This is a genomic window from Jiella sonneratiae, assembly GCF_017353515.1.
In the GTDB taxonomy this organism is placed as follows: Bacteria; Pseudomonadota; Alphaproteobacteria; order Rhizobiales; family Rhizobiaceae; genus Jiella; species Jiella sonneratiae.
Map to the genome: position 1 here is coordinate 49045 of NZ_JAFMPY010000009.1, position 25501 is coordinate 74545.

The 25501-nt window shown below is 69.2% G+C and carries 21 protein-coding genes; 13 read left to right on the forward strand and 8 right to left on the reverse strand.

Annotation, left to right across the window (positions count from 1 at the left end):
* Positions 1–22 precede the first annotated feature (22 nt).
* The 4 genes from J1C47_RS10570 to J1C47_RS10585 all read left to right on the forward strand — a co-directional run bounded on the left by J1C47_RS10570 (position 23) and on the right by J1C47_RS10585 (position 7567).
* Positions 23–3694 carry a LysM peptidoglycan-binding domain-containing protein gene (locus tag J1C47_RS10570; protein ID WP_207350730.1) on the forward strand — a complete coding sequence of 1224 codons (3672 nt, stop codon included), beginning with the start codon at positions 23–25 and terminating at the stop codon, positions 3692–3694.
* A gap of 305 nt (positions 3695–3999) precedes the next feature.
* Positions 4000–5814 (forward strand): ABCB family ABC transporter ATP-binding protein/permease, encoded by a 1815-nt coding sequence (locus J1C47_RS10575; protein ID WP_207350863.1) that lies wholly within the window; start codon positions 4000–4002, stop codon positions 5812–5814.
* Positions 5815–5957: 143 nt separating this feature from the next.
* Positions 5958–6719, forward strand: coding sequence for a phosphatidylserine decarboxylase (locus J1C47_RS10580; RefSeq protein WP_207350731.1), 762 nt, complete (start codon positions 5958–5960; stop codon positions 6717–6719).
* Entirely contained in the window at positions 6719–7567 is an 849-nt protein-coding gene (locus J1C47_RS10585) for a CDP-alcohol phosphatidyltransferase family protein (RefSeq protein WP_207350732.1), read from the forward strand. The genes J1C47_RS10580 and J1C47_RS10585 overlap by 1 nt, the downstream gene beginning before the upstream one ends.
* A gap of 70 nt (positions 7568–7637) precedes the next feature.
* Here J1C47_RS10585 and J1C47_RS10590 read toward each other — a convergent pair whose 3' ends face one another.
* A complete protein-coding gene (locus J1C47_RS10590) occupies positions 7638–8753 on the reverse strand; it encodes a 5-methyltetrahydropteroyltriglutamate--homocysteine S-methyltransferase (protein ID WP_207350733.1) in 1116 nt (371 codons plus the stop codon).
* A gap of 330 nt (positions 8754–9083) precedes the next feature.
* On the opposite strand from J1C47_RS10590, the gene J1C47_RS10595 reads away from it, so the two are divergent.
* The 3 genes from J1C47_RS10595 to J1C47_RS10605 all read left to right on the forward strand — a co-directional run bounded on the left by J1C47_RS10595 (position 9084) and on the right by J1C47_RS10605 (position 12350).
* Positions 9084–10199, forward strand: coding sequence for a TRAP transporter substrate-binding protein (locus J1C47_RS10595; RefSeq protein ID WP_207350734.1), 1116 nt, complete (start codon positions 9084–9086; stop codon positions 10197–10199).
* A 250-nt stretch (positions 10200–10449) separates the two neighbouring features.
* Positions 10450–11010, forward strand: coding sequence for a TRAP transporter small permease (locus tag J1C47_RS10600; protein ID WP_207350735.1), 561 nt, complete (start codon positions 10450–10452; stop codon positions 11008–11010).
* 17 nt (positions 11011–11027) lie between these two features.
* Positions 11028–12350 (forward strand): TRAP transporter large permease, encoded by a 1323-nt coding sequence (locus tag J1C47_RS10605; RefSeq protein ID WP_207350736.1) that lies wholly within the window; start codon positions 11028–11030, stop codon positions 12348–12350.
* A gap of 68 nt (positions 12351–12418) precedes the next feature.
* Here J1C47_RS10605 and J1C47_RS10610 read toward each other — a convergent pair whose 3' ends face one another.
* Together J1C47_RS10610 and rsmI are read right to left on the reverse strand one after the other, a co-directional pair.
* Positions 12419–12805 (reverse strand): YraN family protein, encoded by a 387-nt coding sequence (locus J1C47_RS10610; protein WP_207350737.1) that lies wholly within the window; start codon positions 12803–12805, stop codon positions 12419–12421.
* On the reverse strand, positions 12802–13698 hold the full coding sequence (rsmI, locus tag J1C47_RS10615) for a 16S rRNA (cytidine(1402)-2'-O)-methyltransferase (protein ID WP_207350738.1): 897 nt from the start codon (positions 13696–13698) through the stop codon (positions 12802–12804). The genes J1C47_RS10610 and rsmI overlap by 4 nt, the downstream gene beginning before the upstream one ends.
* 182 nt (positions 13699–13880) lie before the next feature.
* Between rsmI and J1C47_RS10620 the strand changes: the two genes are divergently transcribed.
* Positions 13881–14114, forward strand: a complete 234-nt coding sequence (locus J1C47_RS10620) for a hypothetical protein (RefSeq protein ID WP_207350739.1) — start codon at positions 13881–13883, stop codon at positions 14112–14114.
* 94 nt (positions 14115–14208) lie between these two features.
* Here J1C47_RS10620 and hemW read toward each other — a convergent pair whose 3' ends face one another.
* The 3 genes from hemW to rph are packed head-to-tail and all read right to left on the reverse strand — an operon-like array spanning position 14209 to position 16788.
* The gene (hemW, locus tag J1C47_RS10625) at positions 14209–15411 is read right to left on the reverse strand and encodes a radical SAM family heme chaperone HemW (RefSeq protein ID WP_207350740.1); all 1203 of its coding nucleotides are present in this window, start codon (positions 15409–15411) and stop codon (positions 14209–14211) included.
* A gap of 10 nt (positions 15412–15421) precedes the next feature.
* Positions 15422–16066, reverse strand: a complete 645-nt coding sequence (rdgB, locus tag J1C47_RS10630) for an RdgB/HAM1 family non-canonical purine NTP pyrophosphatase (protein WP_207350741.1) — start codon at positions 16064–16066, stop codon at positions 15422–15424.
* A complete protein-coding gene (gene rph, locus J1C47_RS10635; protein WP_207350742.1) occupies positions 16066–16788 on the reverse strand; it encodes a ribonuclease PH in 723 nt (240 codons plus the stop codon). Before rph ends, rdgB begins: the two co-directional genes overlap by 1 nt.
* A gap of 271 nt (positions 16789–17059) precedes the next feature.
* On the opposite strand from rph, the gene J1C47_RS10640 reads away from it, so the two are divergent.
* The 5 genes from J1C47_RS10640 to J1C47_RS10660 all read left to right on the forward strand — a co-directional run bounded on the left by J1C47_RS10640 (position 17060) and on the right by J1C47_RS10660 (position 22815).
* Positions 17060–17665 (forward strand): Uma2 family endonuclease, encoded by a 606-nt coding sequence (locus tag J1C47_RS10640; protein ID WP_207350743.1) that lies wholly within the window; start codon positions 17060–17062, stop codon positions 17663–17665.
* 196 nt (positions 17666–17861) lie between these two features.
* Positions 17862–19094 carry an NAD(P)/FAD-dependent oxidoreductase gene (locus J1C47_RS10645; protein WP_207350744.1) on the forward strand — a complete coding sequence of 411 codons (1233 nt, stop codon included), beginning with the start codon at positions 17862–17864 and terminating at the stop codon, positions 19092–19094.
* A 99-nt stretch (positions 19095–19193) separates the two neighbouring features.
* On the forward strand, positions 19194–20294 hold the full coding sequence (hrcA, locus tag J1C47_RS10650; protein ID WP_207350745.1) for a heat-inducible transcriptional repressor HrcA: 1101 nt from the start codon (positions 19194–19196) through the stop codon (positions 20292–20294).
* 177 nt (positions 20295–20471) lie between these two features.
* Positions 20472–21170, forward strand: a complete 699-nt coding sequence (gene grpE / locus J1C47_RS10655; protein WP_425354556.1) for a nucleotide exchange factor GrpE — start codon at positions 20472–20474, stop codon at positions 21168–21170.
* Positions 21171–21327: 157 nt separating this feature from the next.
* A complete protein-coding gene (locus tag J1C47_RS10660) occupies positions 21328–22815 on the forward strand; it encodes a replicative DNA helicase (RefSeq protein ID WP_207350747.1) in 1488 nt (495 codons plus the stop codon).
* A 100-nt stretch (positions 22816–22915) separates the two neighbouring features.
* Here the strand turns inward: J1C47_RS10660 and J1C47_RS10665 are convergent, their stop codons facing one another.
* On the reverse strand, positions 22916–23980 hold the full coding sequence (locus tag J1C47_RS10665; RefSeq protein ID WP_207350748.1) for an AbrB family transcriptional regulator: 1065 nt from the start codon (positions 23978–23980) through the stop codon (positions 22916–22918).
* Entirely contained in the window at positions 23977–25500 is a 1524-nt protein-coding gene (locus tag J1C47_RS10670) for a tripartite tricarboxylate transporter permease (RefSeq protein WP_207350749.1), read from the reverse strand. Before J1C47_RS10670 ends, J1C47_RS10665 begins: the two co-directional genes overlap by 4 nt.
* Position 25501: the final 1 nt, after the last annotated feature.

Below are 25501 nucleotides of genomic sequence, written 5' to 3' on the forward strand. Positions count from 1 at the left end.
TGCCGCCCGATCGAGCCATCACATGCAGCGCAGAGCCCTCGGCATCGTCCTCTTCTGTCTGGTTCTTCTGGTGGCGATCGTCGCCGGCTACTGGGACATGCTGGATTCCGAAAAGCTTCGGATCGCCGGGCGCGACGAGCAGCGGACGGCAGGCGGCGACGCGACGGTCGAGACCACCGGATTTGCCGAGCCGGACCGCAAGGCGATTCGCCCGGACGGAGCGGGCGGGAGTGAAACCGCGAGCCGGGTGTCCAGGGCCGCCGCCGGCGGAACGGCGCAGGCGCCCGGCTCTGCTTCCGGGGACGCCGCCGCGACGAAAGACCCCGCCAAGAAGAAAGACGAGAGCGCCGAGCTGGCGGCTGCGACCGGCGCCGAATCGACGGGTGTGAAAGCGCCTGCCTCCAAGCAGGCGGAACCTGCCGGCTCCGAGGCGCCGCAGGGCCCGTCCGCCGATACCGCTACTTCGACCCCGTCGCAGGAAGCGGGAACCACCGCGCAAACTGCACAAGAGACCGCGCAAGATGATGCGGTCCGCCCCGGCGGCGGCGGCGACGCGACGGACGCCCGGCCCGTCGAGACGGCGAAGGCGCAGCGCGACGCGACACCCGCCGCTGCCGGCTCGGCAACGTCCGCGCCGCAGACTGCCGGCGCCGAGGAGAGGCCGCAGACTGCCGGCACCGAGGAGACGCCGTCCGCTCCGAAGACGGATGCCGGCTCCGCCTCTGCGGTCGCTGCGGGCGATGCCGAGAGCAATGAGAAGCAGCGTGGCGCAGGCGGAACGTCGGCAGAGCCGACGCAGGCCGGTGCCCCCGCGACTGTGGCGGATGTGACGCCCACGCCGCAGAGCCCCGGCACGGCCGACATGGCCGGCACGGCGCCTGCCGGCGGCGACGAAACCGCGTCGGCGTCGCAGGACGGCGAGGCTGCCACCGCCACCGCTGCGCCGGCCGAATCCACGCAGTCCGCGCAATCCGCGCAGTCGGGTGCGCCGGGGCAGACCGATCAGGCGCCGTCTTCCACCGGCGCAGGCACCGCGGCGACTTCCGAGGGCACCGGCGCAGCCCCGGCGGCCACCGGTTCGAGGGTCGCGGAAACGCCGCCGGCTTCGGGCGGCACGACGGCTGGCTCTGAGGCCGAGACGTCCGCGACCGCCGATGCCGCCGCCGGTGCCGGGCCCGCTGCGGAGGCAGCGACTGCCGACGATGGCGGTGCGGCGACGAAGGAGGCCAGTGCGACTCCGGCGGCAGGGGAACCGCCCGCGGCGGACGCGCAGCCCGACGGGAGCGCCGAAATCGCCTCGGGCGCATCCGCGGTCGGGGCCGGAAAGGCCGCTGCCCCGGAAGACGACGGCACGCAGCCCCGCTTCGACGTGCTTCGCGTCGAGCCGGACGGATCGACGCTCGTCGCCGGCCACTCGGCGCCGGGCAGCAAGGTCTCGCTCGTCGACGGCGAGCGTGAGCTCGGGAGCGACAAGGCGAATCGCGACGGCGATTTCGTCATCGTCCTCGACAAGCCGCTCGATGCCGGCGATCACTCGATCCAGATCCACGCCGACGACGGCACCGGCGACGCCAAGGTTTCGAGCGAGACCGCGGTCGTCTCCGTGCCGCATGACGGCAAGTCCGACGAACTCCTCGCGATGATCGAGAAGCCGGGCGAAGCCTCGCGGCTGATCGAAACCCCCACGACCGGCTCCGCGCCGAAAGGGCCGTCCGAGGCGGAACCGTCCCGCACCGACCAGGCGAAGCCTGACGCCGGCGGCGCGCCGGCGGCAGAGCAGTCGCCGGCCTCCGGGAACCAGGTGGCGACGCCGGAGCCCTCCGCAGCGCCGCTCACGGAGACGGACCGGACGGTCGCCTCCGAGGACGCGGCGGACACCGACGAGCAGCCGGCTCCGCAGGCTGGGCCGACCCCTGATGATCGCGCTGAAGTCGCCGGGACGACGCCGGAGACCGAAACCGCGGCCCCCGCCGGCGCGGAAAACCCGGATGGGGAGAAGGTCGCGAGCCGCGGCGGGGAGGCCGAGCGGCCTGCCGCCGAGACGCCATCCGCAGAGCCTCGGACGGGGGGCGCCGAGCCGGCGCCGCTGCGCGTCGAGGCCGTCGAGATCGACGGTGGCAGGATCTTCATTGCGGGCGCCGCCGAGCCGGGCACGCGTTTCCGCGTCTATGTCGACAACCGGCCCTTCGCCGTCGGCGTCGCGGATGCCAACGGCCGCTTCGTCGTCTCGACGGATCAGCAGCTCGCGGTCGGCGATCATCTGATCCGCGTCGACCAGTTGTCGGGCGGCGATGCCGTCGCCGCGCGCGTCGAGGTGCCGTTCTTCCGGCCGCAGGGCGAGGCGCTGGCGGCCGTCGCCGAGAACGACGCCGGAAAGGCTGCGCCGAAGCCGGCATCCGGCGATGCCGGGCCTGACGGGCCCGGCCCCGTCGCCGCCGAGACCGGCGAGGCCGAACAGCAGGCTTCGAAGACCGAGGCCGGGGCAGGCGCCGGGAACGCCGGACCATCCGGGACGCCCGCCGGCGGTTCCGATGCCGGGGCGTCGACCGCTGCCGCGTCGTCACCGGCTGCGGCCACGCCGGAGGGCGGACCGACGACCGGCGCCGAATCCTCCGCCGCAGCGGGCACGATCGCCTCCGCCACCGCGCCGGGCGCGACAAAGCCCGCCGACGACCAGCCACAGCGCCTTGCGGCGGCGCCGACGGAGACTGCCGGGACGGACAAGAAGGCTTCGGGAGAAGCTCCCACGGCCGACCGGGAGGCGGATCTCGCGGCGCGGATTTCGGGAGTGCCCGACAGCCTCGTCACCGGAAAGAAGACGGCCGCGCCGGCGACGGGCAGCGATGCCGGTGCGGGTGCCGGTGCCGGTGCCGGTGAAGGTAACGAAGACCGCAGCGTCGCCGAGACCGGCCGCTCGCGGGAGCCGCAGGCGAGTGCCGAAACGGCTCCGTCGTCGCAGCCCTCCGAGGTCGCGTCGAACGCGGCCGGCCAGCCGGACCGCCGCGCGATCGTCCGCGGTGCGCCGCCGCTCGATCCCCTCGACACGCTCGGCTCGGATGACGCTTCGGGCGGTGCTCCCGTCGCCGGTGCCGAACGCGACGACGAAACCGGCGGCGATCGGGCGAGTGGCGCCAACACCGGCGGCGACGGGACCCGCGGCGGGCGCGTCGTCGCGGCCCTGCCGGAGAACGACGCCTCGTCCGGCCCGGCCTCCGGCGGTACGTCGGCGCAGTCCTCCGCGCCGGTCGCCGAACCGACCCGCGACACGAGCGTGAACCAGACGACGGCGACCCCGCCGGAGGACACCGCGGCGGCGACCGGACGAGCGTCCGGCCGGCCGGCGGCGACTTCCGAAACGGGCGACAGCCCGTCCCCGAACGGAGCGGGCGGCGAGCCGGAGCCTGCCGGCGCCGCGGCGGGCGAGGTCGCTGCCGCCGACAAGTCGGGGCGCATCCCGGTCCGCCGCCAGCCGGCGCTCTCGGCCACGAAGTCGAGCCGCGTGATCATCCGCAAGGGCGACACGCTGTGGCGGATCTCCCGCGACACCTATGGTGTCGGCAGCCGCTACACGGTGATCTATCTCGCCAATGGCGACCAGATCCGCGACCCGAACCTGATCTATCCGGGCCAGGTCTTCCGCATGCCGGGCGAGCACCCGCCGGGTGAGGGGAACGCGCCGACCGCGACCGACTGAGCCTGCGGCGGAGCTGCGGCCTGCCAGCCGGCCTCGGCGACCCTTCCGGAGGCGTCGCCGACCGCGTCCTCGATCCCGGCGCGGGTCCGATTCGCCGCGTCCGGGCCCGCGCGCCTCGCCACAAATCGGAATTGCGCGGTCGATCTTTCGGCCGCGAAGGCTTAGATCGGTTCCAATCTGATTTTCCGAACGAGAACGCGGCGCCTCGTGCCGCGTGAAGGACGACCTTGGCCGAGACCTCCCGCAACCGCGTGTCCGGCGACCGCGGCAAGACCTTTTCGACGCTCGCGAACCTCTGGCCCTACATGTGGCCGAGCGACCGGCCGGACCTGAAGATGCGGGTGATCTACGCCTCGGTCTTCCTGGTCCTCGCCAAGCTTCTCACCGTCGGCGTCCCGTACTTCTACAAATGGGCGACCGACGCGCTCGACGGCAACGCCACGCCGAGCGGCTGGCTGCCGATCGTCCTCGCCGGCGCCGTCACCCTCGTCGTCGCCTACAACGTCGCCCGCGTCATCTCGGTCGGGCTCAACCAGCTGCGCGACGCCCTGTTCGCCCGGGTCGGGCAATATGCGGTGCGCCGTCTCGCCTTCCGCACCTTCGTCCACATGCACCGCCTGTCGCTGCGCTTCCATCTCGAGCGGCGCACCGGCGGCCTGTCGCGGATCATCGAGCGCGGCACCAAGGGCATCGAGGCGATCGTCCGCTTCACGATCCTCAACACCATTCCGACGATCCTCGAATTCGCCCTCGTCGCGATCATCTTCGCCTTCGCCTACGGCCTCGCCTATGTCGCGGTGATCGCCGTGACGATCTGGCTCTACGGCTGGTTCACCATCAAGGCGAGCGACTGGCGGATCGGCATCCGCCGCGACATGAACGATTCCGACACCGACGCCAACACCAAGGCGATCGACTCGCTCCTGAACTTCGAGACGGTCAAGTATTTCGGCAACGAGGCGATGGAGGCCGAGCGCTTCGACCGGTCGATGGCGCGCTACGAGGTGGCCGCGACGCGGATCTGGACCTCGCTCGGCTGGCTGAACTTCGGGCAGGGGGTGATCTTCGGCGCCGGCATGGCGATCGTCATGGTGATGTCGGCGCTCGCCGTCAGGAGCGGCGAGCAGACCCTCGGCGACTTCGTCTTCGTCAACGCCATGCTGATGCAGCTGTCGATCCCGCTGAACTTCATCGGCTTCGTCTATCGCGAAATCCGCCAGGGCCTGACCGACATCGAGGAGATGTTCCGGCTTCTCGACATCGAGGCGGAGGTGGTCGACCGGCCGGATGCGGAGCCGCTGGTCGTCCGCGAGGGAGCGATCCGCTTCGAGAACGTCCGCTTCGGCTACGATCCGGCCCGCGAGATCCTGAAGGGCGTCTCCTTCGAGGTGCCGCCCGGCCGGTCGGTCGCCATCGTCGGTCCGTCCGGCGCCGGCAAGTCGACGATCTCGCGGCTGCTCTTCCGCTTCTACGACGTCAAGGGCGGGCGCATCACCATCGACGGCCAGGACATCGCCGCGGTGACGCAGGAAAGCGTGCGCGCGGCGATCGGCATCGTCCCGCAGGACACCGTGCTCTTCAACGACACGATCGCCTACAACATCCGCTACGGCCGCACCGACGCCGGCGATGCCGACGTCCAGCGCGCCGCCGAACTCGCCCAGATCGCCGGCTTCATCCGGCAGCTCCCGGAAGGGTTCGAGGCGATGGTCGGCGAGCGGGGGCTGAAGCTCTCCGGCGGCGAGAAACAGCGCGTGGCGATCGCCCGCACCATTTTGAAGGCGCCGCCGATCCTCGTCCTCGACGAGGCGACGTCGGCGCTCGACACCCACACCGAGCAGGAGATCCAGTCGGCGCTCGACCTCGTCTCGAAGAACCGCACGACGCTGACCATCGCGCACCGCCTGTCGACCATCGTCAATGCCGACGAGATCCTCGTCCTGAAGGCCGGCGAGATCGTCGAGCGCGGCAGCCATCGCGAGCTCCTTGCGAATGCCGGCCTCTATGCCGAAATGTGGGCGATGCAGCGCGAGGCGACGGAAGCGGAGGAGGCGCTACGCCGCGCCCGCGAGAGCGACGAATTCGGCGTCATCGAGCGGCGGCGGACGGAGCCGGCCTAGACCTGCCCGGCCCGGATCCGCGCCTGGCCCGGATATGGCCCGGCCGAGCCTCCGTCTGCCCCGCCCGTTCGAAGGGCCGGTCGCGCAGCGGCCGCCGTCGCCGGGACGGGTTCGTGGCCGCGCCGGTATCGCAGGCGGTCCCGATGGGTTACACCTTCGCGCCCGCGTGGCAGTCGAAGTCGAGAAGAAAGAAGAAGATCTCCAACGTGCACATCATCACGTCGATCCGTAACGCGCTCGTTCCCGTCCATCGCGCCGGCTATCCGTTCATCGCCGCCTTCTTCGGGGCTTCGGTCGTCCTCGGCCTCTTCTGGCAGCCGCTGTTCTGGCTCGGGCTGATCCTGACGGCCTGGTGCGCCTATTTCTTCCGCGATCCCGAGCGCATCACGCCGGTCGCCGACCATCTCGTCGTCAGCCCCGCGGACGGGCGCGTCTCGCTGGTCGGCCAGGTGACGGCCCCCGTCGAACTCGGGCTCGGTTCCGAGCCGATGCTGCGGGTCTCGATCTTCATGAACGTCTTCGACTGCCACGTGAACCGGGCGCCGATGCGTGGCCGCATCGCGAGAATCCTCTATCGCGAGGGCGAGTTCAGGAATGCCGAGCTCGACAAGGCGAGCGAGGTGAACGAGCGCAACTGCCTCGTCATCGAGACCGCGCAGGGGGAGATCGGCGTGGTGCAGATCGCCGGCCTCGTCGCGCGGCGCATCGTCGGCTGGAGCCAGGCGGAGGATCGCGTCGAAGCCGGCGAGCGCATCGGCCTCATCCGCTTCGGCTCACGCCTCGACGTCTATCTGCCCGGCAGCGTCAAGCCGCGCGTCGCCGAGGGGCAGACGGCGATCGCCGGCGAGACCGTCATCGCGGAATATGGCGAACTCCTGAAGACATGGCCGGTGAGGCGCGACTGATGCCGCTCGAAAAGCTGTTTCCGCCCTTCGATCCCGGCCACCCCGACGAGACCGACGGCACGCCGCGCCGGCGCATTCCGTTTCGCCGCATCGTGCCGAACCTCATCACCATCCTCGCCATCTGCGCCGGAATGACCGGGGTGCGGCTCGCCTTCGAGGGGCGGTTCGAGCTGGCCGCCGCGATGGTGCTCGGCGCGGCCGTGCTCGACGGCATCGACGGCCGGGTCGCGCGGCTCCTCAAGGGCCAGAGCCGGTTCGGCGCGGAGATGGATTCGCTCGCCGACATCGTCAATTTCGGCCTCGCGCCGGCGCTGCTGCTCTATGCCTTCCTGCTCGACGAGGCGGGTGCCTTCGGCTGGACGGCGGCGCTGCTCTACACCACCGGCTGCGCTCTGAGGCTTGCCCGCTTCAACACCATGCTCGACGATCCGCACCGGCCGAAATGGCATTCCGCCTTCTTCGTCGGGGTGCCGGCGCCGGCCGGCGCGGCGCTGGCGATGCTGCCGATGTATGTTAGCTTCGTCGGGGTGAACCTCAACCTGCCGCAGGTGACGGCGGGCTTCGCGGCGGTCTACCTCGTCTTCGTCGGCCTCCTGATGGCGAGCCGCATCCCGACCTGGTCCGGCAAGGGCGCCGGCATCAGGGTGCCGCGCAGCTACGCCATCCCGATCATCATGCTGCTCGTCCTCTATGTCGCGATGCTTGTCAGCTTCTTCTGGGAGACGCTGACGCTGACGATCCTTGCCTATTACGTCTCGATCCCGTTTTCCTGGCGTGCTTTCGCCAAGCGCGCTCGGCGTGAGGCCGGGCAGTTCGGGCCGCCAGCCACCCGGGACGCCGAGCGATAACGCCCGGCGCCGTCTTTATTCGTTGCGAATCTTGCCGGCCGCGGGGCGCATGGCCGCCGCGGCCGATCGCTCAGACCTTCCCCCAGACGTCGTTCGCGACCTCGACGCAGCGCTCCAGCTTGCGCCACTGGTCGTCTTCCGTGAGGTCGTTGCCATGGGCGGTCGAGGAGAAGCCGCACTGGTGCGACAGGGCGCACTGGTCGAGATCGACGAACTGCGAGGCCTCGTCGATCCGCTTCTTCACGAGATCGGCCGGTTCGACCTTGCCGGATTTCGACGACATCAGCCCGAGCACCACCGTCTTGCCCTTCGGCATGTGGCGGAGCGGCGCGAAGTCGCCGGAGCGCTCGTCGTCATATTCGAGGAAGAAGCCGTCGATCGCCATCTCGTTGAAGAGGATTTCGGCCACCGGCTCGTAGCCGCCCTTGGCGACCCAGGCGCTCTTGAAGTTGCCGCGGCACAGATGCACCGAGATGACCATGTCCGACGGGCGGTCCCTGATCGAATCGTTGACCAGCCGGCAGTAGAGGCGCGTCAGGTCGTCCGGGTCGTCGCCGCGCTTGGCGGTGCGCTCGCGGATTTCCGGGTCGCAGAGATAGGCGAGGTTGGTGTCGTCCATCTGGAGATAGCGGCAGCCGCGGTCGGCGAGATCCTTGATCTCGTCGCGGTAGGCGGCCGTCAGATCGTCGTAGAAGGCGTCGAGATCGGGATAGGCGCTGGCCGAGATCGCCTCGCGGCCGCCGCGGAAATGCAGCATCGAGGGCGCCGGGATCGAGACCTTCGGCGTCTCGGTCACGACGGACTTCAGGAAATCGAAGTCGGCGCCCTGGATCGGCCGGGCATGGGCGATCTTCTCGTTGACGTGCATGGTCGGCGGCGCGAAGCCCACCTCCTCGCCGCTGTCCTTCCTGAAATGCGTCTTGAACTCGCCATAGGTGACCTCGACGCCGTCGAGCTTCTCGAGGAAATCGACGTGGAAGTAGGTGCGGCGGAACTCGCCGTCGGTGATGCCCTTGAGGCCGACGTCCTCCTGGCGCCTGACGACCGCGCGGATGCATTCGTCCTCGACGGCGCGCAGTTCCTCGGCCGACAGCTTGCCGTCGGCGAAGGCGGCGCGCGCCTTCTGCAGCCGTTCCGGACGCAGAAAGCTGCCGACGTGATCGGCCTTGAAGGGGGGTGTCGTCATCGTCGTCTCCTGCCTGACGTTCGGTTGAGCGATGGCCGCGGATAGAGGCGCCGCGACGGGAAGCGCAAGGCTCCACCCGTCGGCTCCCATGCCCTGCTTCCGCCCCATTGTCCTCCAGAATGATGACCTGGAGGTTATGTTAAAAGCCGGCAATGTCATTTTACCGACCGCTTTGTTCATATCATTGATGTGTCACGGCCGTATAGGGGTGAGGTTGCAGGCCGAAGACGTTGCGCTCGGCTGCGCTTTCGCGCAGGCTCTTTGCGGGTGATCGTGCGGGGCGTGTGCTTGAGGAGGGCGGCGCCCGAGGTAGTTTCAATGGGAGGTTTCATGCTGAAGACGATAGCCGGAATGGTGGCCGCAGGCGTCCTCGTCCTCGCGGCGACGGGGTATGCGGCGGCTCAGGACGTGACGCTGCGTGTCCATCAGATGCTGCCGCCGCAGTCGACGATCCCGCACGACGTGCTCGAGCCGTGGGGCAAGGCGGTGGAGGAGCAGTCCGGCGGCCGCATCAAGGTCGAGCACTACCCCTCGATGCAGCTCGGCGGCACGCCGCCGGAACTCTTCGATCAGGCGCGCGACGGCGTCGTCGACGTGATCTGGACGGTTCTCGGTTATACGCCGGGCCGTTTCCCCAAGGCCGAGGCCTTCGAACTGCCCTTCATCATGACCGACGCGGTCTCGACCTCGCAGGCGTTCCAGGCCTTCGTCGAGAAGAACGACATGGACGAGTTTTCCGAGGTCCATCTCCTCGCCGTCCACACCCACGGGCCGGGCCTCTTCCACACCAAGGAGCCGGTGCAGAAGCTCGAAGACCTCAAGGGGATGAAGATCCGCGGCGGCTCGCGGGTGATCAACGACCTTTTGACGAAGCTCGGCGCGACGCCCGTCGGCCTGCCGGTTCCGGCGGTGGCGGAGGCGCTCTCGAAGGGCGTCATCGACGGCACGACCATTCCCTGGGAGGTGACCCTGCCGCTGCGCGTCGCCGAGCTCGTGCACAACCACACCGGCTTTTCCGGCGACAACGGGCTCTACACCCAGACCTTCGCGATCGCCATGAACAAGGACGTCTATGACGGGCTGCCGGACGACCTGAAGAAGGTCATCGACGACAATTCCGGCATGAAGCTCGCGAAGATGGCCGGCGAGGCGATGGCGAAGCAGGACGCCGTCGGTCTGAAGAAGGCGAAGGACGCCGGCAACAACATCATCACCCTCGACGAGGCGCAGACCCAGCGCTTCAAGGACGTCAGCCAGGGCGTCATCGACGACTGGGTGGCACAGGGCGACGGGCGCCAGGCGCTGCTCGACGACGCCAAGGCGCTGATTGCGAAATACACCGCGGAAAACGCCGGGGCGGGCGCCGGCGGTATGGCGAAGGACGGAGGCACGGCGAAGGACGGGGGCGCCGAGGCGGCGCCGGCGGGGTCCGCCAAGAGCCAGTGAACGCCGCCGCAGCCGGGCGCAGACGGCGGGAAACGGCGGAGGTCGGGTCGGACGGGGCCGGCCTTCCGCCTCGGCCGACCTTTCGTTCGGCGAGACGTCCAGAGGACGGACGTGCGGGCGACGGAAGCTGCGTCGCCAGTCCCGGCCGGCCGGCCGGCCGGCCGCGGCCGGTCGCCTGATGCCGGGCAAGGCGGGCGGCCCGTCGGCGAGCGTGTGCGGTCCGGCAAGATCCTGAGGGGAGAGCCATCAGATGAGCGAGACCGGCGAGATCGCCAGGGAGGAGGGCCGGCTCGGACGCCTCGTCGATGCGGGTGCCTCGGCGCTCGCCTTCGTCGGCGGCCTGTTCCTCCTCTTCATCGTCGTCCTGACCTGCGTCTCGATCGCCGGGCGCGCCCTTCTGACCGTCGATCTGTGCTGCGGCCCGGTGCCCGGCGACGTCGAGATGATCGAGATCGCCTCCGGCGTCGCGGTGTTCCTGTTCCTGCCCTTCTGCCAGTTGAAGCGCGGCCACGTGACGGTCGACATCTTCTCCGGCCCGATGGGTGCGCGCGGCGTCGCCTTCACCGATCTTCTCGGCAACCTTCTGATGGCCGCCGCGGCCGTCGTCATCCTGTGGCGCCTCGAACTCGGCTTTCAGGACAAGCTGAGGAGCGGCGAGACGACCTTCATCCTCGGCCTGCCGCTGTGGTGGGGCTATGCGCTGTCGCTCGTCGGCGCCGCCGCCTTCGCCCTCGTCAGCGCCTATACGGTGCTGCGCTCGCTCGGCGAGCTTCGCGCCGGCAGGCTGCCGCCCGCCCACCATCTCGGCTGACCGGCTGACACGCATCCATGTCCAATCTCACAATCGCCCTCCTGTCCTTTCCGGTCCTGCTCGTCCTCATCTTCGGGCGCATGCCGATCGGGCTCGCGATGCTCGTCTGCGGTTTCTTCGGCAACTGGCTGGTGCTCGGCCGCTTCACGCCGATCCTCGCCCAGATGAAGACGCTGACCTTCACCACCTTCTCGAGCTACTCGCTGTCGATCATCCCGCTGTTCCTGCTGATGGGGCAGTTCGCGGCGAAAGGCGGGATGAGCCAGGCGCTGTTTCGCGCCGCGAACGGCTGGCTCGGCCACCGCAAGGGCGGCGTCGCCATGGCGGCGATCGGGGCCTGCGCCGGTTTCGGCGCGATCTGCGGCTCGTCGATCGCGACGGCGGCGACCATGGGCAAGGTGGCGCTGCCCGAACTCAAGCGCTTCGGCTACGACGGCGGCCTCGCCACCGGCGCGCTCGCAGCCGGCGGCACGCTCGGCATCCTGATCCCGCCCTCGGTGATCCTCGTCATCTATGCCATCCTGACCGAGCAGAACATCGCCAAGCTGTTCCTCGCCGCCGTGGTGCCCGGCGTCCTCGCGATGCTCGGCTACATGCTGACCATCGCGATCTACGTGCGGCTGAAGCCGGAGGCGAGCGGCCTGCGCGACAAGGCGCCGATGGCCGAGCGGCTGCAGCTGACCCTCGACGTCTGGCCGGTGCTCCTCGTTTTCTTTCTCGTCGTCTTCGGCATCTATTTCGGCTGGTTCACCCCCACCGAGGGCGCGGCGATCGGCGCCGCCGGCACCGGCCTCATCGCGCTTCTCAACGGCGGCCTGAAGGACGGCGCGCTTGGCGAGGCGATCCGCGAGACGGCGGTCTCGACCGGCATGATCTTCCTGATCATCCTCGGCGCCGGCGTCTACAACGCCTTCCTGGCGCTCAGCCAGCTGCCGCAGGAGGCGGCCGCGTGGGTGGTCGGGCAGGGCTTTTCGCCGTGGACGGTGCTGACGGTGATCCTCCTCACCTATCTCGCCTTCGGCTGCGTGATGGATTCCCTGTCGATGATCCTGCTCACCGTGCCGATCTTCTTTCCGATCGTCTCGGGGCTCGACTTCGGCTTGACGCCGGACGAGTTCGCGATCTGGTTCGGGATCCTCATCCTCATCGTCGTCGAGGTCGGGCTGATCACTCCGCCGGTGGGGCTCAATCTCTTCGTCATCAACTCGATGGCGAAGGACACGCCGATGATCCGCACCTTCAAGGGGGCCGCGCCCTTCGTCGCCTCGGACATCGTCCGCACGACGATCCTCACGGTGTTCCCGGCGATCACGCTGTTTCTGGTCAGGTGGCTGTACTGAGGGCCGAGGCGTTGCGCCGAAGGGTCTGGACGTTGGTGAAGGCCCGTCGCTTGCGCGATCCTGCCCGCCTACCGCCGCGCGCGCCAGGCGTCCGGGACATGCACCGGCCAGCGGCGCGGCAGCACCGCGACGATGTCGAAGCGCAGCGAGAGCCTGGAAAAGTCGGGCTGCTTCGCCAGCCAGAGGTCGGCGGCGGCCTCGATCCGCCGCTGGGCGTTCCGGCCGACGGCATCCATCGCCATGACGAGGTTCGGCCGCGCCTTCACCTCGACGATGGCGACGAGGTCGCCGCGCCTCGCGATGATGTCGATCTCGCCGAGGCGGGTGCGGTACTGCCGCGCGAGGATGCGGTAGCCCTTCAGCCTGAGCGCCCAGGCGGCGAGCCACTCGCCGCGCTCGCCGCGCCAGAGGTGCCGGCGCCGCTTCTCGCTGCCGGCTGAGGGCTTCGTCTTCATCGGCCCTTCATGTCGAGGGCACGCCGATAGAGGTCGCGGCGGGCGAGGCCGGTGAGCCGCGCCGCCTCCTGCGCCGCCTTGGCGGGCTTCATCTCGGCGAGCAGCCCGGCGAGGATCCTGTCCGCCTCGCCGACCTCGGCGACCGCCTCCGCCGCCGGCGGGGCGATGCAGACGACGATCTCGCCGCGCACCTCCGCCATCGCCGCGAAGCCTGCGGCAAGCTCGGGCAGGAGCCCGCGATAGACCGTCTCGTGCATCTTGGTGAGTTCGCGGCAGACGGCGGCGCGCCGTTCGGGAAAGACCGCCGCCATGGCCGCGAGGCTCGCGGCAATCCGGTGCGGTGCCTCAAAGAGGACCAGCGTGCCGGGAACCCGCGCGAGTTCCTCCAGCCGCTCGGCCCGCGCCTTTTCCTTCTGCGGCAGGAAGCCGGCGAAGAAGAAGGCGTCGGACGGCAGGCCGGAGGCGGCCAGCGCCGCGACCGGCGCCGAGGCGCCGGGGATCGGCACGACCCTCACCCCCGCCTCATGCGCCTGCTGCACCAGCCGGTAGCCGGGATCGGAGACGAGCGGCGTGCCGGCGTCAGAGACGAGGGCGACGGACTGCCCGGCCGCGACCGCCTCGATCAGCGCCGGACCGGCCTCCTCGGCATTGTGCTCGTGATAGGCCGTCATCCGCCGCTCGATCGAAAAGCGCTGCAGCAGCTTGCCGGTCACCCGCGTGTCCTCGCAGGCGAGGCGGTCGGCGCCGGCGATGATCTCGAGCGCCCGGAGGGTGATGTCGCCGAGATTGCCGATCGGCGTCGCGACGAGATAGAGCGCCGGCTCCGGGCGCGGCGCGGCGCGGCTCTGGCCAAGGACGGTGAAGTCGCGCGGATTGTCGGCGGGATCGCTCATGGCTTCGCTGTAACGGCTCGGGGCGGCGTTTGACAATCGGCCGAAGGCGGCGGAGGGCGGGCGCCGCCCGACCCGGTTTTCCCTGTGATGCGCGACACAGAGCCGGCAGCGGCGGTTCGCTAGGGTCTTCTCATCGGGCAGGGCAATGGTGCCCCGCCCGGAACCCGCAAGGAGAAGCCCCCATGCTGAAGAAGACCCTGATCAGCCTCGCCACGCTCGCCGTCCTCGCCACCGGCTCCGCCACCGCCGCCTCGGCCGGCTCCTATGGCCACGGCCACGGCTACAAGTCCTACGGCTACGACGACTATGACGGCTACAAGCGTCACTGCCGCTGGATGAAGAAGAAGATCCTCGTCGGCTACGACTACTACGGCGAGCCGATCTACAAGTGGAGGCGCTTCAAGGTCTGCCACTGAGCCGGACGCCGCAGGCCCATGGCAGAAGCGAAGGCCCCCGGCGTCCCGCGCCGGGGGCCTTCGCGCGTCCATTTCCTGCCCGGACCGCGCCGCCTCACGCCAGATCCGCCACCACCGCGTCGAGCACCAGCATGCCGGCCGGCGTCGCGCGGATGCGGTCCGGCCCCAGGCGCTCGATCATGCCGTGATGGGCGAGGTCGATCTCGCTCGCCCGGTCGATGTCGCGGCCGGAAAGCCTGCGCCAGCGCGCCAGGTCGATGCCCTCGGTGAGCCGCAGCCCCATCAGAAGCAGCTCGTCGGCCTGTTCCTCCAGGCTCAGCTCCTCGTCGCTGACGGCCCCCGAGTCCCAGCTTTCCACCATCTTCAGCCAGGTCTCCGGCAGCGGCTCGTTGGCGATCGCATGGCGCTGGCCGTTCTCGCCCTTGAGCCGGCCGTGGGCGCCAGGGCCGACGCCGGCATAATAGCCGTAGCGCCAGTAGGTCAGGTTGTGGCGCGATTCCGCGCCCGGCACGGCATGGTTGGAGATCTCGTAGGCGGGAAGGCCGCGCGCCGCGGTCAGCGCCTGCGTCGCCTCGTAGAGCTCGGCCGAGAGTTCGCCGTCCGGCACCTTCAGCTTGCCGGCCTTGTGGAGCTCGAAGAACGGCGTCCCCATCTCGATGGTCAGCTGGTAGAGCGACAGGTGGTCGGCGGCGAGATCGATCGCCCGGGCGAGTTCCGCCTGCCAGGCCTCGACCGTCTGGTTCGGCCGGGCATAGATGAGGTCGAAGGAAAGCCGCGGGAAGATCTCGCGGGCGAGCCGGATCGCCTCCAGCGCCGCCGCGACGTCGTGCAGCCGGCCGAGACGCCTGAGATCCGGGTCGTTCAGCGCCTGGACGCCGAGCGAGACGCGGTTGACCCCGGCGGCGCGATAGCCCCTGAAGCGCGACGCCTCGACGCTCGAGGGGTTGGCCTCCAGCGTCACCTCGGCGTCGGGGGCGATCGTCCAGTTCTCGGCCACCGCGTCGAGGATCGCGCCGACGGTCGCCGGGTCCATCAGCGAGGGCGTGCCGCCGCCGAAGAAGATCGAGGTGACGCGTTCGCCCGCGGAGCGGCGCGCCGCCTCCTTCAGCTCGCGCCGGAAGGCGGCGACGAAGCGCGGCTGGTCGACGGGTGAGCGCCGCACGTGGCTGTTGAAGTCGCAATAGGGGCACTTGGCCGCGCAGAACGGCCAGTGGACGTAGACGCCGAAGCCGGGCGCCGCCGGCGCCTTGGCGAAGGGCAGGACGTCCGGGGTCGTGTGCGGCGCGATCAGGTTCATGCCCGTCCCTTCATTCCACCCCGAGGGCGAGCTTGGCGAATTTCTTGAAGGCCCGGGCGCGGTGCGACAGCGCCGTCTTCTGGCCGGGCACCCAGGCGTGCTTTTCCGCCGACATCATCTCGCCGAAGGTGCGGCTTTCGCCTTCCGGCAGGAAGATCGGATCGTAGCCGAAGCCCTTGTCGCCGCGGGGCGGCCAGACCACCGTCCCGTCGACCTCGCCGCGGAAGAAGATCGGCTCTTGGCCGGGCCGTGCGAGGCAGAGCACCGCGACGAAGGTCGCGCGGCGCGTCTCGGGCGTCGTGGCGCCGGCGGCCTGCAGCTTCTCCTCGACGTTGCGCATCGCCATGGCGAAGTCGCGCGGCTCGCCGGCCCAGTCGGCCGAATAGACGCCCGGATCGCCGTTGAGGGCTTCGATCGCGATGCCGGAATCGTCGGAGAGCGACGCAAGACCCGTCGCCCTCATCGCCGCCAGCGCCTTGATCTCGGCATTTTCCTCGAAGGTCGTGCCGGTCTCGTCCGGCTCGTCGAGGCCCTTTTCCGCAGCCGAAGTGACCTCGAAGCCGAAGGGCTCCATCAGCTCGCGGATCTCCCAGATCTTGCCGCGGTTGTGGCTGGCGACGAGAAGCGGCCCGTCGCCCGGCGAAAGCAGCGCCATCAGTGGTCTCCGAGAACCTGGCGCTGGGTCTCGACGAGTTCGCCGATGCCCTTTCTCGCGAGCTTCAGGAGCGTCAGGAACTCGTCCTCCGAGAATGGCGCGCCCTCGGCGGTGCCCTGGATCTCGACGATGCCGCCGGCGCCGGTCATCACGAAGTTGGCGTCGGTCTCGGCGGTGGAATCCTCGGCATAGTCGAGGTCGAGCACCGGCTCGTTCTTGTAGATGCCGCAGGAGACTGCGGCGACGTGGCCGAGGAGCACGTCGTGGCGCTTGACCATCGAGCGCTCCTCCATCCATTTCAGGCATTCCGACAGGGCGACGTAGCCGCCGGTGATCGCCGCGGTGCGCGTCCCGCCGTCGGCCTGCAGCACGTCGCAGTCGACGGTGATCTGCCGCTCGCCGAGCGCCTGCAGGTCGACGATCGAGCGCAGGGAACGGCCGATCAGCCGCTGGATCTCCTGGGTGCGGCCGGACTGCTTGCCCTGGGCCGCCTCGCGGCGCATGCGATCGCCCGTCGCCCGCGGCAGCATGCCGTATTCGGCCGTCACCCAGCCCTTGCCGGTGTTCTTGAGGAAGGGCGGCACGCGCTCCTCGAGGCTCGCCATGCACAGCACCTCGGTGTTGCCGAAGCGCACGAGGCAGGAGCCCTCGGCATGGCGCGAGACGCCGGTGTCCATGGTGACGTCGCGCATGGCGTCGTTCGGGCGTTTCGATGGGCGCATGGCGGATCTCTCGCTTTTGCTTCGAATTTTCATGGTTAACGGGGCGTTATTGCGCCGGGCTTGTATCGGGAAAGGCTGAATCGCGCAAAGGTTTCGGGAGGCGATCTTGCCGGGCGGGATGACGGGTTGCGGTCGCCGTGACTCGTCTTTCGGGCATTTGGCAACGCGCCGTCGTGGATGGTGGGGCTTTCGTCGCCGGGGTGCGGTCCGGTTGATGGCCCCTTTCCCCGCGCGTATGCTGGAGATCCGAAGGCCGTCAGATGGGTTTCACGTGGCCGTTCCCGAGCATGATTTTTTGTCGGCGGGCGAGTTCCTGCAGTGGATGTCCACCCAGCAGGAGCGGTTCGAACTCGTCGATGGCCGGATCTTCCGGATGATGACGGGTGCCAAGCAGAGCCGCAACGTCGTCACGGCGAACATCGTGGCGACGCTGCTGCCGCAGGCCAGAGCCGGCGGTTGCCGAACCACTTCGAGCGACACCGCCGTCAGAACCGGACCAGGTACCGTTCGCTATCCCGACGTCGTTGTCGATTGCGGGCCGCGCGATCCCGATGCGCTCGAAGCGTCGCGTCCGACGCTGGTCGTGGAAGTGGCGTCCCCCGGGACCTCGGCCATCGATGCGACCGACAAGCTCGACGAATACCGGGCGCACGGCGACATTCGGCTCATCCTGTTCGTCGATCCCGACGTGATTTCCGTCAAGCTCTACCGACGCGGCCCGGACGGTGGATGGGACGTCGAGAGGTACGCTGATCTCGACATGGTCGTCGAGCTTCCCGAGATTGGCGGGCCACTCGCGCTCGGTGACATCTATGCAGCGCTGGATCCATCGCCCCGACCGCGGCTGCGGCTGCTGAAAGAGCCGAATTTCCGGTGACGCGCTTTCGGGCGCGCGACCTGCCATGGGCAGCGCTCCGCAATGGCGGTGCGAGCCGGCGTCATGCCGCTACGGCAGGTGAAGAGTGGGTCGAAACCCCGTCACCGCTCATCCCGCAGCGCAAAAATCCGCTTGCTCTCCGCGACGAGCCGACTACCCTCCCCACCAGTTCGGCGTAGAGAAGGACCAGCTGCCCATGACCGACGTGATCGTGCTCGGCGCCGGCATGGCGGGAGTGGGCGCGGCGCTGGCGCTGCAGGAGGCGGGCAGGAGCGTCGTCATCCTCGACAGGCAGCCGAAATTCGCCGGCGAGGCGAGCTACGGCAATGCCGGCATCATCCAGGCGGAAGCGGTCGAGCCATACGCCATGCCGACGGACGTCCCGTCGCTGATCGCCATCGCGCTGAAGCGCACCAACGACGTCGAATGGAGCTTCGAGGCGGTCACGGCGGAGTTGCGGGCGCTGTTCGGCTATTTCCGTCATTCCCAGCCCGGCGCCCTCCGCCGCATCGCCGCGACCTACAGCGTGCTGATCCGCCGCTCGCGCGAGGATCACGACCGCTACATCGCCGATGCCGGTGCGCAGGGCCTGATCCGCAAGGACGGCTTCCACCAGGCCTGGCGCGACGAGCAGAAGTTCGCCGCCGCAGCGGCGAAGGCCGAGCGGATCGGCCGGGAATACGGCGTCGGCTACACGATCCTCGACGCCAACGGCCTGATGGCGGCCGAACCGGCGCTGAAGCCGGGATTTGCCGGCGCAGTCCACTGGACCGATCCTTGGTGCTGTTCGAGCCCCGGCGACCTGACCAGGGCCTATGGCGAGCTGTTCATCAAGCGCGGCGGCAGGCTCCTCGACGGCGACGCCGAATCGCTCGCCGCCGACGGCGCAGGCTGGCGGGTCGAGACGGCCGAGGGGAGTGTCTCCGCAAAGGACGTTGTCGTCTGCCTCGGCGCCTGGTCGCCGAAGCTCTTGAACCGCTTCGGCTACAGGATCCCGATGGTCGAAAAGCGCGGCTATCACCAGCATTTCCGCAACAACCCCCTCGACAAGCCGCTGATGGACGCCTCGGTCGGGGCGGTGTTCGTGCCGATGGATCTCGGCATGCGCATCACCACGGGCGCCGAACTGACCGCCATGACCGCGACTCAGAACCTCCGGCAGCTCAGGAAAGCGGAGGAGGGCGCCCGGGAGGTGCTGGATTTCGGCGGCCCGGTCGAAAACCGCCCCTGGCACGGCACGCGACCCTGCATGCCCGACATGCTTCCCGTCGTCGGCAAGGCGCCGAAACACGACGGGCTCTGGTTCGATTTCGGCCACGGCCACCAGGGCTTCACCCTCGGCCCGACGACCGGCGTCCTCCTCGCCGGGCTGATGGAAGGCCGCGCCGATCCGGTTCTCACCGCGCTGTCGCCAGCGCGGCTCGGTTGAGCGGGCGGGCGCCGGACGAGACGTCGCGTCGCTTTCATCGGGCGCGGACAATCCCTATAGTAAGGCGATGTTCCGCAACCCCGCCGACGATCGCGTTTGATGATGTCCGTCAGTGACTTGGCCCGCATCCGCATGCCGCCGCTCGATGATCGCGCCCGCGAGATCTTCCGGCTGATCGTCGAAAGCTATCTCGATCAGGGCGAACCGGTCGGCTCGCGCATGCTGTCGAAGCTCCTGACGAGTTCGCTGTCGCCGGCCTCCGTCCGCAACGTGATGAGCGATCTCGAGTCGCTCGGCCTGATCTACGCGCCGCACGTCTCGGCCGGCCGTCTGCCGACCGAGATCGGCCTGCGCTTCTTCGTCGACGCCTTTCTCGAGGTCGGCGATCTCGCTGCCTCGGAGCGCGAGGAGATCGAGGAGAAGGTGCGACGCGTCGGCGACGGCCGGGGCACGGAGAATCTCCTCACCGAGGCGAGCAACCTGCTGTCGGGCCTGTCGCGCGGCGCCGGGATCGTGGTCACGACGAAGTCCGACCTCAGGCTGAAGCACATCGAGTTCATCCGCCTCGAACCGACCAAGGGGCTCGCCGTCCTCGTCGGGGAGAGCGGCGAGGTGGAGAACCGCATCTTCGACCTGCCGGCCGGCGTCACCGCCTCGCAGCTCGTCGAGGCGGCGAACTTCCTCAATGCCCACGTCGTCGGCCGCACCCTCGGGGAGGCCCGCGCCCGCATCGCCAGCCTGAAGGACGAGACGGCGACGGCGCTCGACCGGCTGTCCCAGGCGCTGGTCGACCAGGGCCTCGCCATCTGGTCGGGCGCCTCGGCCGGCCAGCCGGCGCAGCTGATCGTGCGCGGCCGCGCCAATCTTCTGGAAAACATCTCGGCGAGCGAGGACATCGAGCGGCTGCGCCTGCTCTTCGACGACCTCGAGACCAAGAACGGCATGATCGAGCTTCTCGGCCTCGCCGAGGGCGGCAACGGCGTCAGGATCTTCATCGGGTCGGAGAACAAGCTGTTCTCGCTCTCCGGCTCCTCGCTGATCGTCGCGCCCTACAAGGGCGGCACGGAGAGCGTCGTCGGCGCGGTCGGCGTCATCGGGCCGACACGGCTCAACTACCGGCGGGTGGTGCCGATGGTCGACTACACGGCGCGCATCGTCTCGCGGCTGCTGCAGAACAAGTCCGGCGACGCCGAGGGTTGATTTCCGCGGCCTTCAAATCGATATGCCGCTGCGATAACGCATTCGTGCACCGGCCGGGGCCGCCGTCCATGCGGACGGCGGACCTTGAGGCGTGTGCTCGGGAAGGCTGACGACGGCGCCGCATGCGGGTTCTCCGCCGGGCGGCCGGAACGATCCGAACGGGATGAAAGAGGGATGATGAGCGAGACCGGCAAATCAGAGGGTACGAGCCGCGACACCGAGGCCGCCGAAGGCGTGTCCGGCGAGAGGGCCGAGGCGGCCGCACGGCCGCAGTCCTCGAACTGGAACGCGGCCTACGAGGAAAACGCGGACGATGCCGACAAGGCCGGTCCGTCGAAGGAGGACGCCGCCCGCATCGCGGCGCTCGAGGCCGAGAACGCCGACGTCAAGGACCGGCTGCTGCGTCTCGCCGCGGACATGGAGAATCTCCGCCGGCGCACCGAGCGCGAGATCAAGGATGCCCGCACCTATGCGGTGACGAGCTTCGCCCGGGAGATGCTGTCGGTCGCCGACAATCTCCAGCGGGCGCTCGACGCGGTGCCCGAGGAACACCGCTCGGACGAGAGCTCCGGCCTGAAGGCGCTGATCGAGGGCGTCGAGATGACCGAGAAGGGCCTAGCCTCGACGCTGGAAAAACACGGCGTGCGCAGGCTCGAGCCGGAGGGCCAGCGCTTCGACCCGAACTTCCATCAGGCGATGTTCGAGATCCCCAACACCGAGGTGCCGAACGGCACGGTGCTGCAGGTCGTGCAGGCGGGCTATGCGATCGGCGACCGGGTGCTGCGGCCGGCGATGGTCGGCGTCTCGAAGGGCGGGCCGAAGGCGGCGGCCGCCGAGGCCAAGGGCGCCGAGGCCGAAGCCGGCACCGGGCAATAGGCCGGCGCGGTTTTCCCCGCTGTTATCCAGAGCTTTCGGACTTTTCCGACCCAATGCGAAGCCGCCCCGACCGGGCGGCTTCTTTGCTTTGTCGCGAATCGCCCGGTGGTGTAGGTGATCCGTTTCCGGGCATGACACTGAAGAGGATGCGACGGCGATGGCGGAGCCTGCGCGCAAATACGAGGAAGAGGCGACGCTATATCGCGAGGCGCCGGCCAACATCGAGGCCGAGCAGGCGCTCATCGGCGCGATCCTCGTCAACAACGACGCCTATTACGTCGTCCACGACTTTTTGAAGCCGGAGCACTTCTTCGAGCCGATCCACAAGGAGATCTTCTCGAAGACCTCCGAGATGATCCGGATGGGCAAGATCGCCAATCCGGTGACGATCAAGACCTTCCTGCCGGTCAACGACAAGATCGGCGAGATGACCGTCGCCCAGTATCTGGCGCGGCTCGCGGCGGAAGCGACGACGATCATCAACACGCTCGACTACGGCCGCGCGGTCTACGACCTGGCGCTGCGCCGCTCGCTGATCGGCATCGGCGAGGAGATGGTGAACCTCGCCTACGACGCGCCGCTGGACATGGAGCCGAAGGACCAGATCGAGGAGGCCGAGCGACGCCTGTTCTCGCTCGCCGAAACCGGCCGCTACGACGGCGGCTTCCAGTCCTTCACCGACGCTGTCACCCTCGCGGTGCAGATGGCGACGGCGGCGAAGGACCGCGACGGCGGCCTGTCGGGCGTTTCCACCGGCATCATGGCGATGGACCGCCGCATGGGCGGCCTGCAGCCCTCCGACCTCATCATCCTCGCCGGCCGCCCGGCGATGGGCAAGACCTCGCTCGCCACCAACATCGCCTTCAACATCGCCGCCGCCTACGAGCCGGCCGAACAGGCCGACGGCTCGTTCAAGGCCAAGAACGGCGGCGTCGTCGGCTTCTTCTCGCTGGAAATGTCGGCCGAGCAGCTCGCCACCCGCATCATCTCCGAGCAGACCGAGATCTCCTCCTCGAAGATCCGCCGCGGCCAGATCAACGACCAGGAGCTGACCAAGCTGATCGCCTGTTCGGAGATGATGCAGCGCCTGCCGCTCTACATCGACCAGACCGGCGGCATCTCGATCGCCCAGCTCGCGGCGCGGGCGCGGCGCCTGAAGCGCCAGCGCGGCCTCGACGTCATGGTGATCGACTACGTCCAGCTGATGCAGGGCTCGACCAAGGCCTCGGCCCAGAACCGGGTGCAGGAGATCACCGAGATCACCACCGGCCTGAAGGCTCTGGCGAAGGAACTGCAGGTGCCGATCATCGCCCTGTCGCAGCTCTCGCGCCAGGTCGAGGCGAGAGACGACAAGCGGCCGCAACTCGCCGACCTTCGCGAATCCGGTTCGATCGAGCAGGACGCCGACGTCGTCATGTTCGTGTATCGCGACGAATACTATCTCGCCAATCGCGAGCCGAAGCCCGGCACCGACGAGCATCTGAAGTGGGAGCAGGCGCTGAACGAGGCGCGGGGCAAGGCCGAGGTGATCATCGCCAAGCAGCGCCACGGCCCGACGGCCACGGTGCCGCTCGCCTTCCAGGCCGAATACACCCGCTTCACCGACCTCGCCGAAGAGGCCTATCTGCCCGAGCGCTTCGAATAGGAAGCGACGGCCGCCGGGAAGAGCGGGCGGTCGCCCGGCGCGGGAATGGCGGCGCCAGCCCTCCGGCCCGCCGCGCGGGAAGGCGCGGCACGGCGTGGCGTCAATCCGGGGGAGGCCCGGCCTTCGGGGCGGCGGGGCCGCGGCGGATCACCATCGGCAGGATCGATAGAAGCAGCACCAGCCGGAAGATGTGGTGGGTCGCGACATAGGCCGGGTCGTAGCCGAGCGACAGCGCCATGGCGCTCATGCCCTCGACGCCGCCCGGCGCGAAGGACACCCAGACCTGGCCGAAGGGCAGGCCGAGCCAGGAGGCGACGGCGAGGCTGACGAGGCCGGATAGGGCCACCGCGAGGGCCGTGACGAGGAGGCCGGCGGCGAAGAGGTCGCGCATCTGTGCCCGGGTCACCGCGGCAAAACGCGCCCCGATCACCGCGCCTGCAAGGGCGAAGCCGACGAAGGTGAGGAAGGTCGACGGCCGCCCCTCGATCCAGCCGATCCCGTGGCCGAGGCCGCTGATGATCACGCCCGAGAGCAGGAAGGCGGCGGGCAGGCGCAGGCGGTCGAGGAGCAGCCCGCCCGCTGCCGCGAGGGCGATCAGCGCGACGCTCGCCGGCAGTGCCAGCGTCGGACGCGCGAGGGTGGCGAGGCCGCCGCCGGCCTCGCCCTCGACGAGCGCGACGAGCGGCGGCAGCGCGACGGTGATGATCAGGAGCCTCAGGCTCTGCAGCACCATGACGAAGGACGTGTCGATCTCCCCCTGCGGCCGGTCGGCCGCCAGCGACAGGCTGTAGGAGAGCGCCCCCGGCGACGTCGCGAGGACCGCCGTGGCCCGGCCGGTACCGAAGACGCGGCAGAGCAGCGAGGAGGAGAGAAAGAGCACGGCGATCATCGTGACCGTCAGTGCGAGGAGGCTTGCCGGAAAGCGCAGGACGTCGGACAGAAAATGCGTGGTGACGCCGGCCCCGAGCGTCACGCCGATCGTCGTGAAGCCGAGATTGCGCAGTGCCTTCGGGACTTTCGGCGACAGGCCGCAGGCCGCGAGCAGCGTCACGGCGATGGTGGAGCCGACGAGCGGACCCGCCGGAACGCCGGCCGCCTGGAACAGCGCCGCGCCGATGAGCGCCGCGCCGAGGGCCAGGACGACCGGCCGGAGGCTTCGGATCATGCAGGGGCCTTCGGCGACTCCGCCTCGTCCAGCCGCCGGCGCCGGCGCGACAGCGCGATCGGCACGACGACGACGAGGAATGCCATGAGGTAGAGGGCGATGCTGTTGAAGGACGAGACGAGGATCGTCCAGTCGCCGGCGGAGATCGACAAGGCACGGCGCAGATTGTCCTCGAAGAGGCCGCCGAGCACGAAGCCGAGGATCACCGGCGCGAGGCTGAACTGCAGCTTGCGCAGGAACCAGCCGAACACGCCGAGCGCGGTGATCATGTAGAGATCGTGCGGGTTCGAGACCACCGAATAGACGCCGACGAAAGCGAGCACCGCGATCAGTGGGGTGAGGAACTGCTGCGGGATGGTCAGCATGCGGGCGAACAGCCCGACCAGCGGCAGGTTGATGATCAAGAGCGCGATGTTTCCGATATACATCGAGGCGATCAGGCCCCAGGCGATCTCCGGCCGCTGCGAGAACATCAGCGGGCCGGGCGTGACGTTGAACAGAAGCAGCGCGCCGAGCAGGATGGCGGTGGTGCCAGAGCCCGGAATGCCGAGGGTCAGCATCGGCACCATGGCGCCGCCGGCCGAGGCGTTGTTGGCCGCTTCCGGCGCCGCGAGGCCGCGCATGTCGCCCTCGCCGAACCTCGAGGCGTCGCGCGCGGCGCGCTTTTCGGTGCCGTAGGCGACGGCCGAGGCGACGGAGGCGCCGGTGCCCGGCAGGATGCCGATGAAGAAGCCGATGATCGAGCCGCGCAGGATCGTCCACTTGACGAAGGCGAGGTCCTTCATCGTCACGAAGCTCTTGTCGATCTTCAGCGTCTTCAGCGTGCCGGCGGCCTGCTGCTCGACGAGGTGGATGAGCTCGGCCATGCCGAACAGGCCGATGACGACGACGAGGAAGTCGATGCCGGCGAGGATGTCGGGAATGCCGAAGGTGAAGCGGGCGACGCCGGTGTTGGCGTCGATGCCGATCGAGGCGAGCATCAGGCCGATGACGGCGGCGAGCAGCGTCTTCACCGGGTTGGAACCGACCAGCGAGGCGAGCGAGGCGAAGGCGAAGACCATCAGCGCCACGTAGTCCGACGGCGAGAAGGTGATCGCGTAGGAGGCGAGCGCCGGGCCGAAGAAGCTCATCAGGATGACGGAGAAGGTGCCGCCGATGAAGGAGGCGACGGCCGAGAGCGACAGCGCCTTGCCGGCCTCGCCGTTCCTCGCCATCGGGTTGCCGTCGAGCGTCGTCATCACCGCGCCGGCGTCGCCGGGAACGTTGAGCAGGATCGACGAGATGCGGCCGCCATATTCGGCGCCGTAATAGATGCCGGCGAGCAGGATGATCGCCGATTCCGGCTTGAAGCCGAGGCCGTAGGCGATCGGCAGGAGGATCGCGACGCCGTTGATCGGGCCGATGCCGGGCAGGGCGCCGATCAGGGTCCCGGCGAAGCAGCCGGCGAGGACGAGAAAAAGGTTGAAGGGGTCGAGCGCGACGGCAAAGCCCGAAGCGAGGCCGGAGAAGACGGCGTCCATG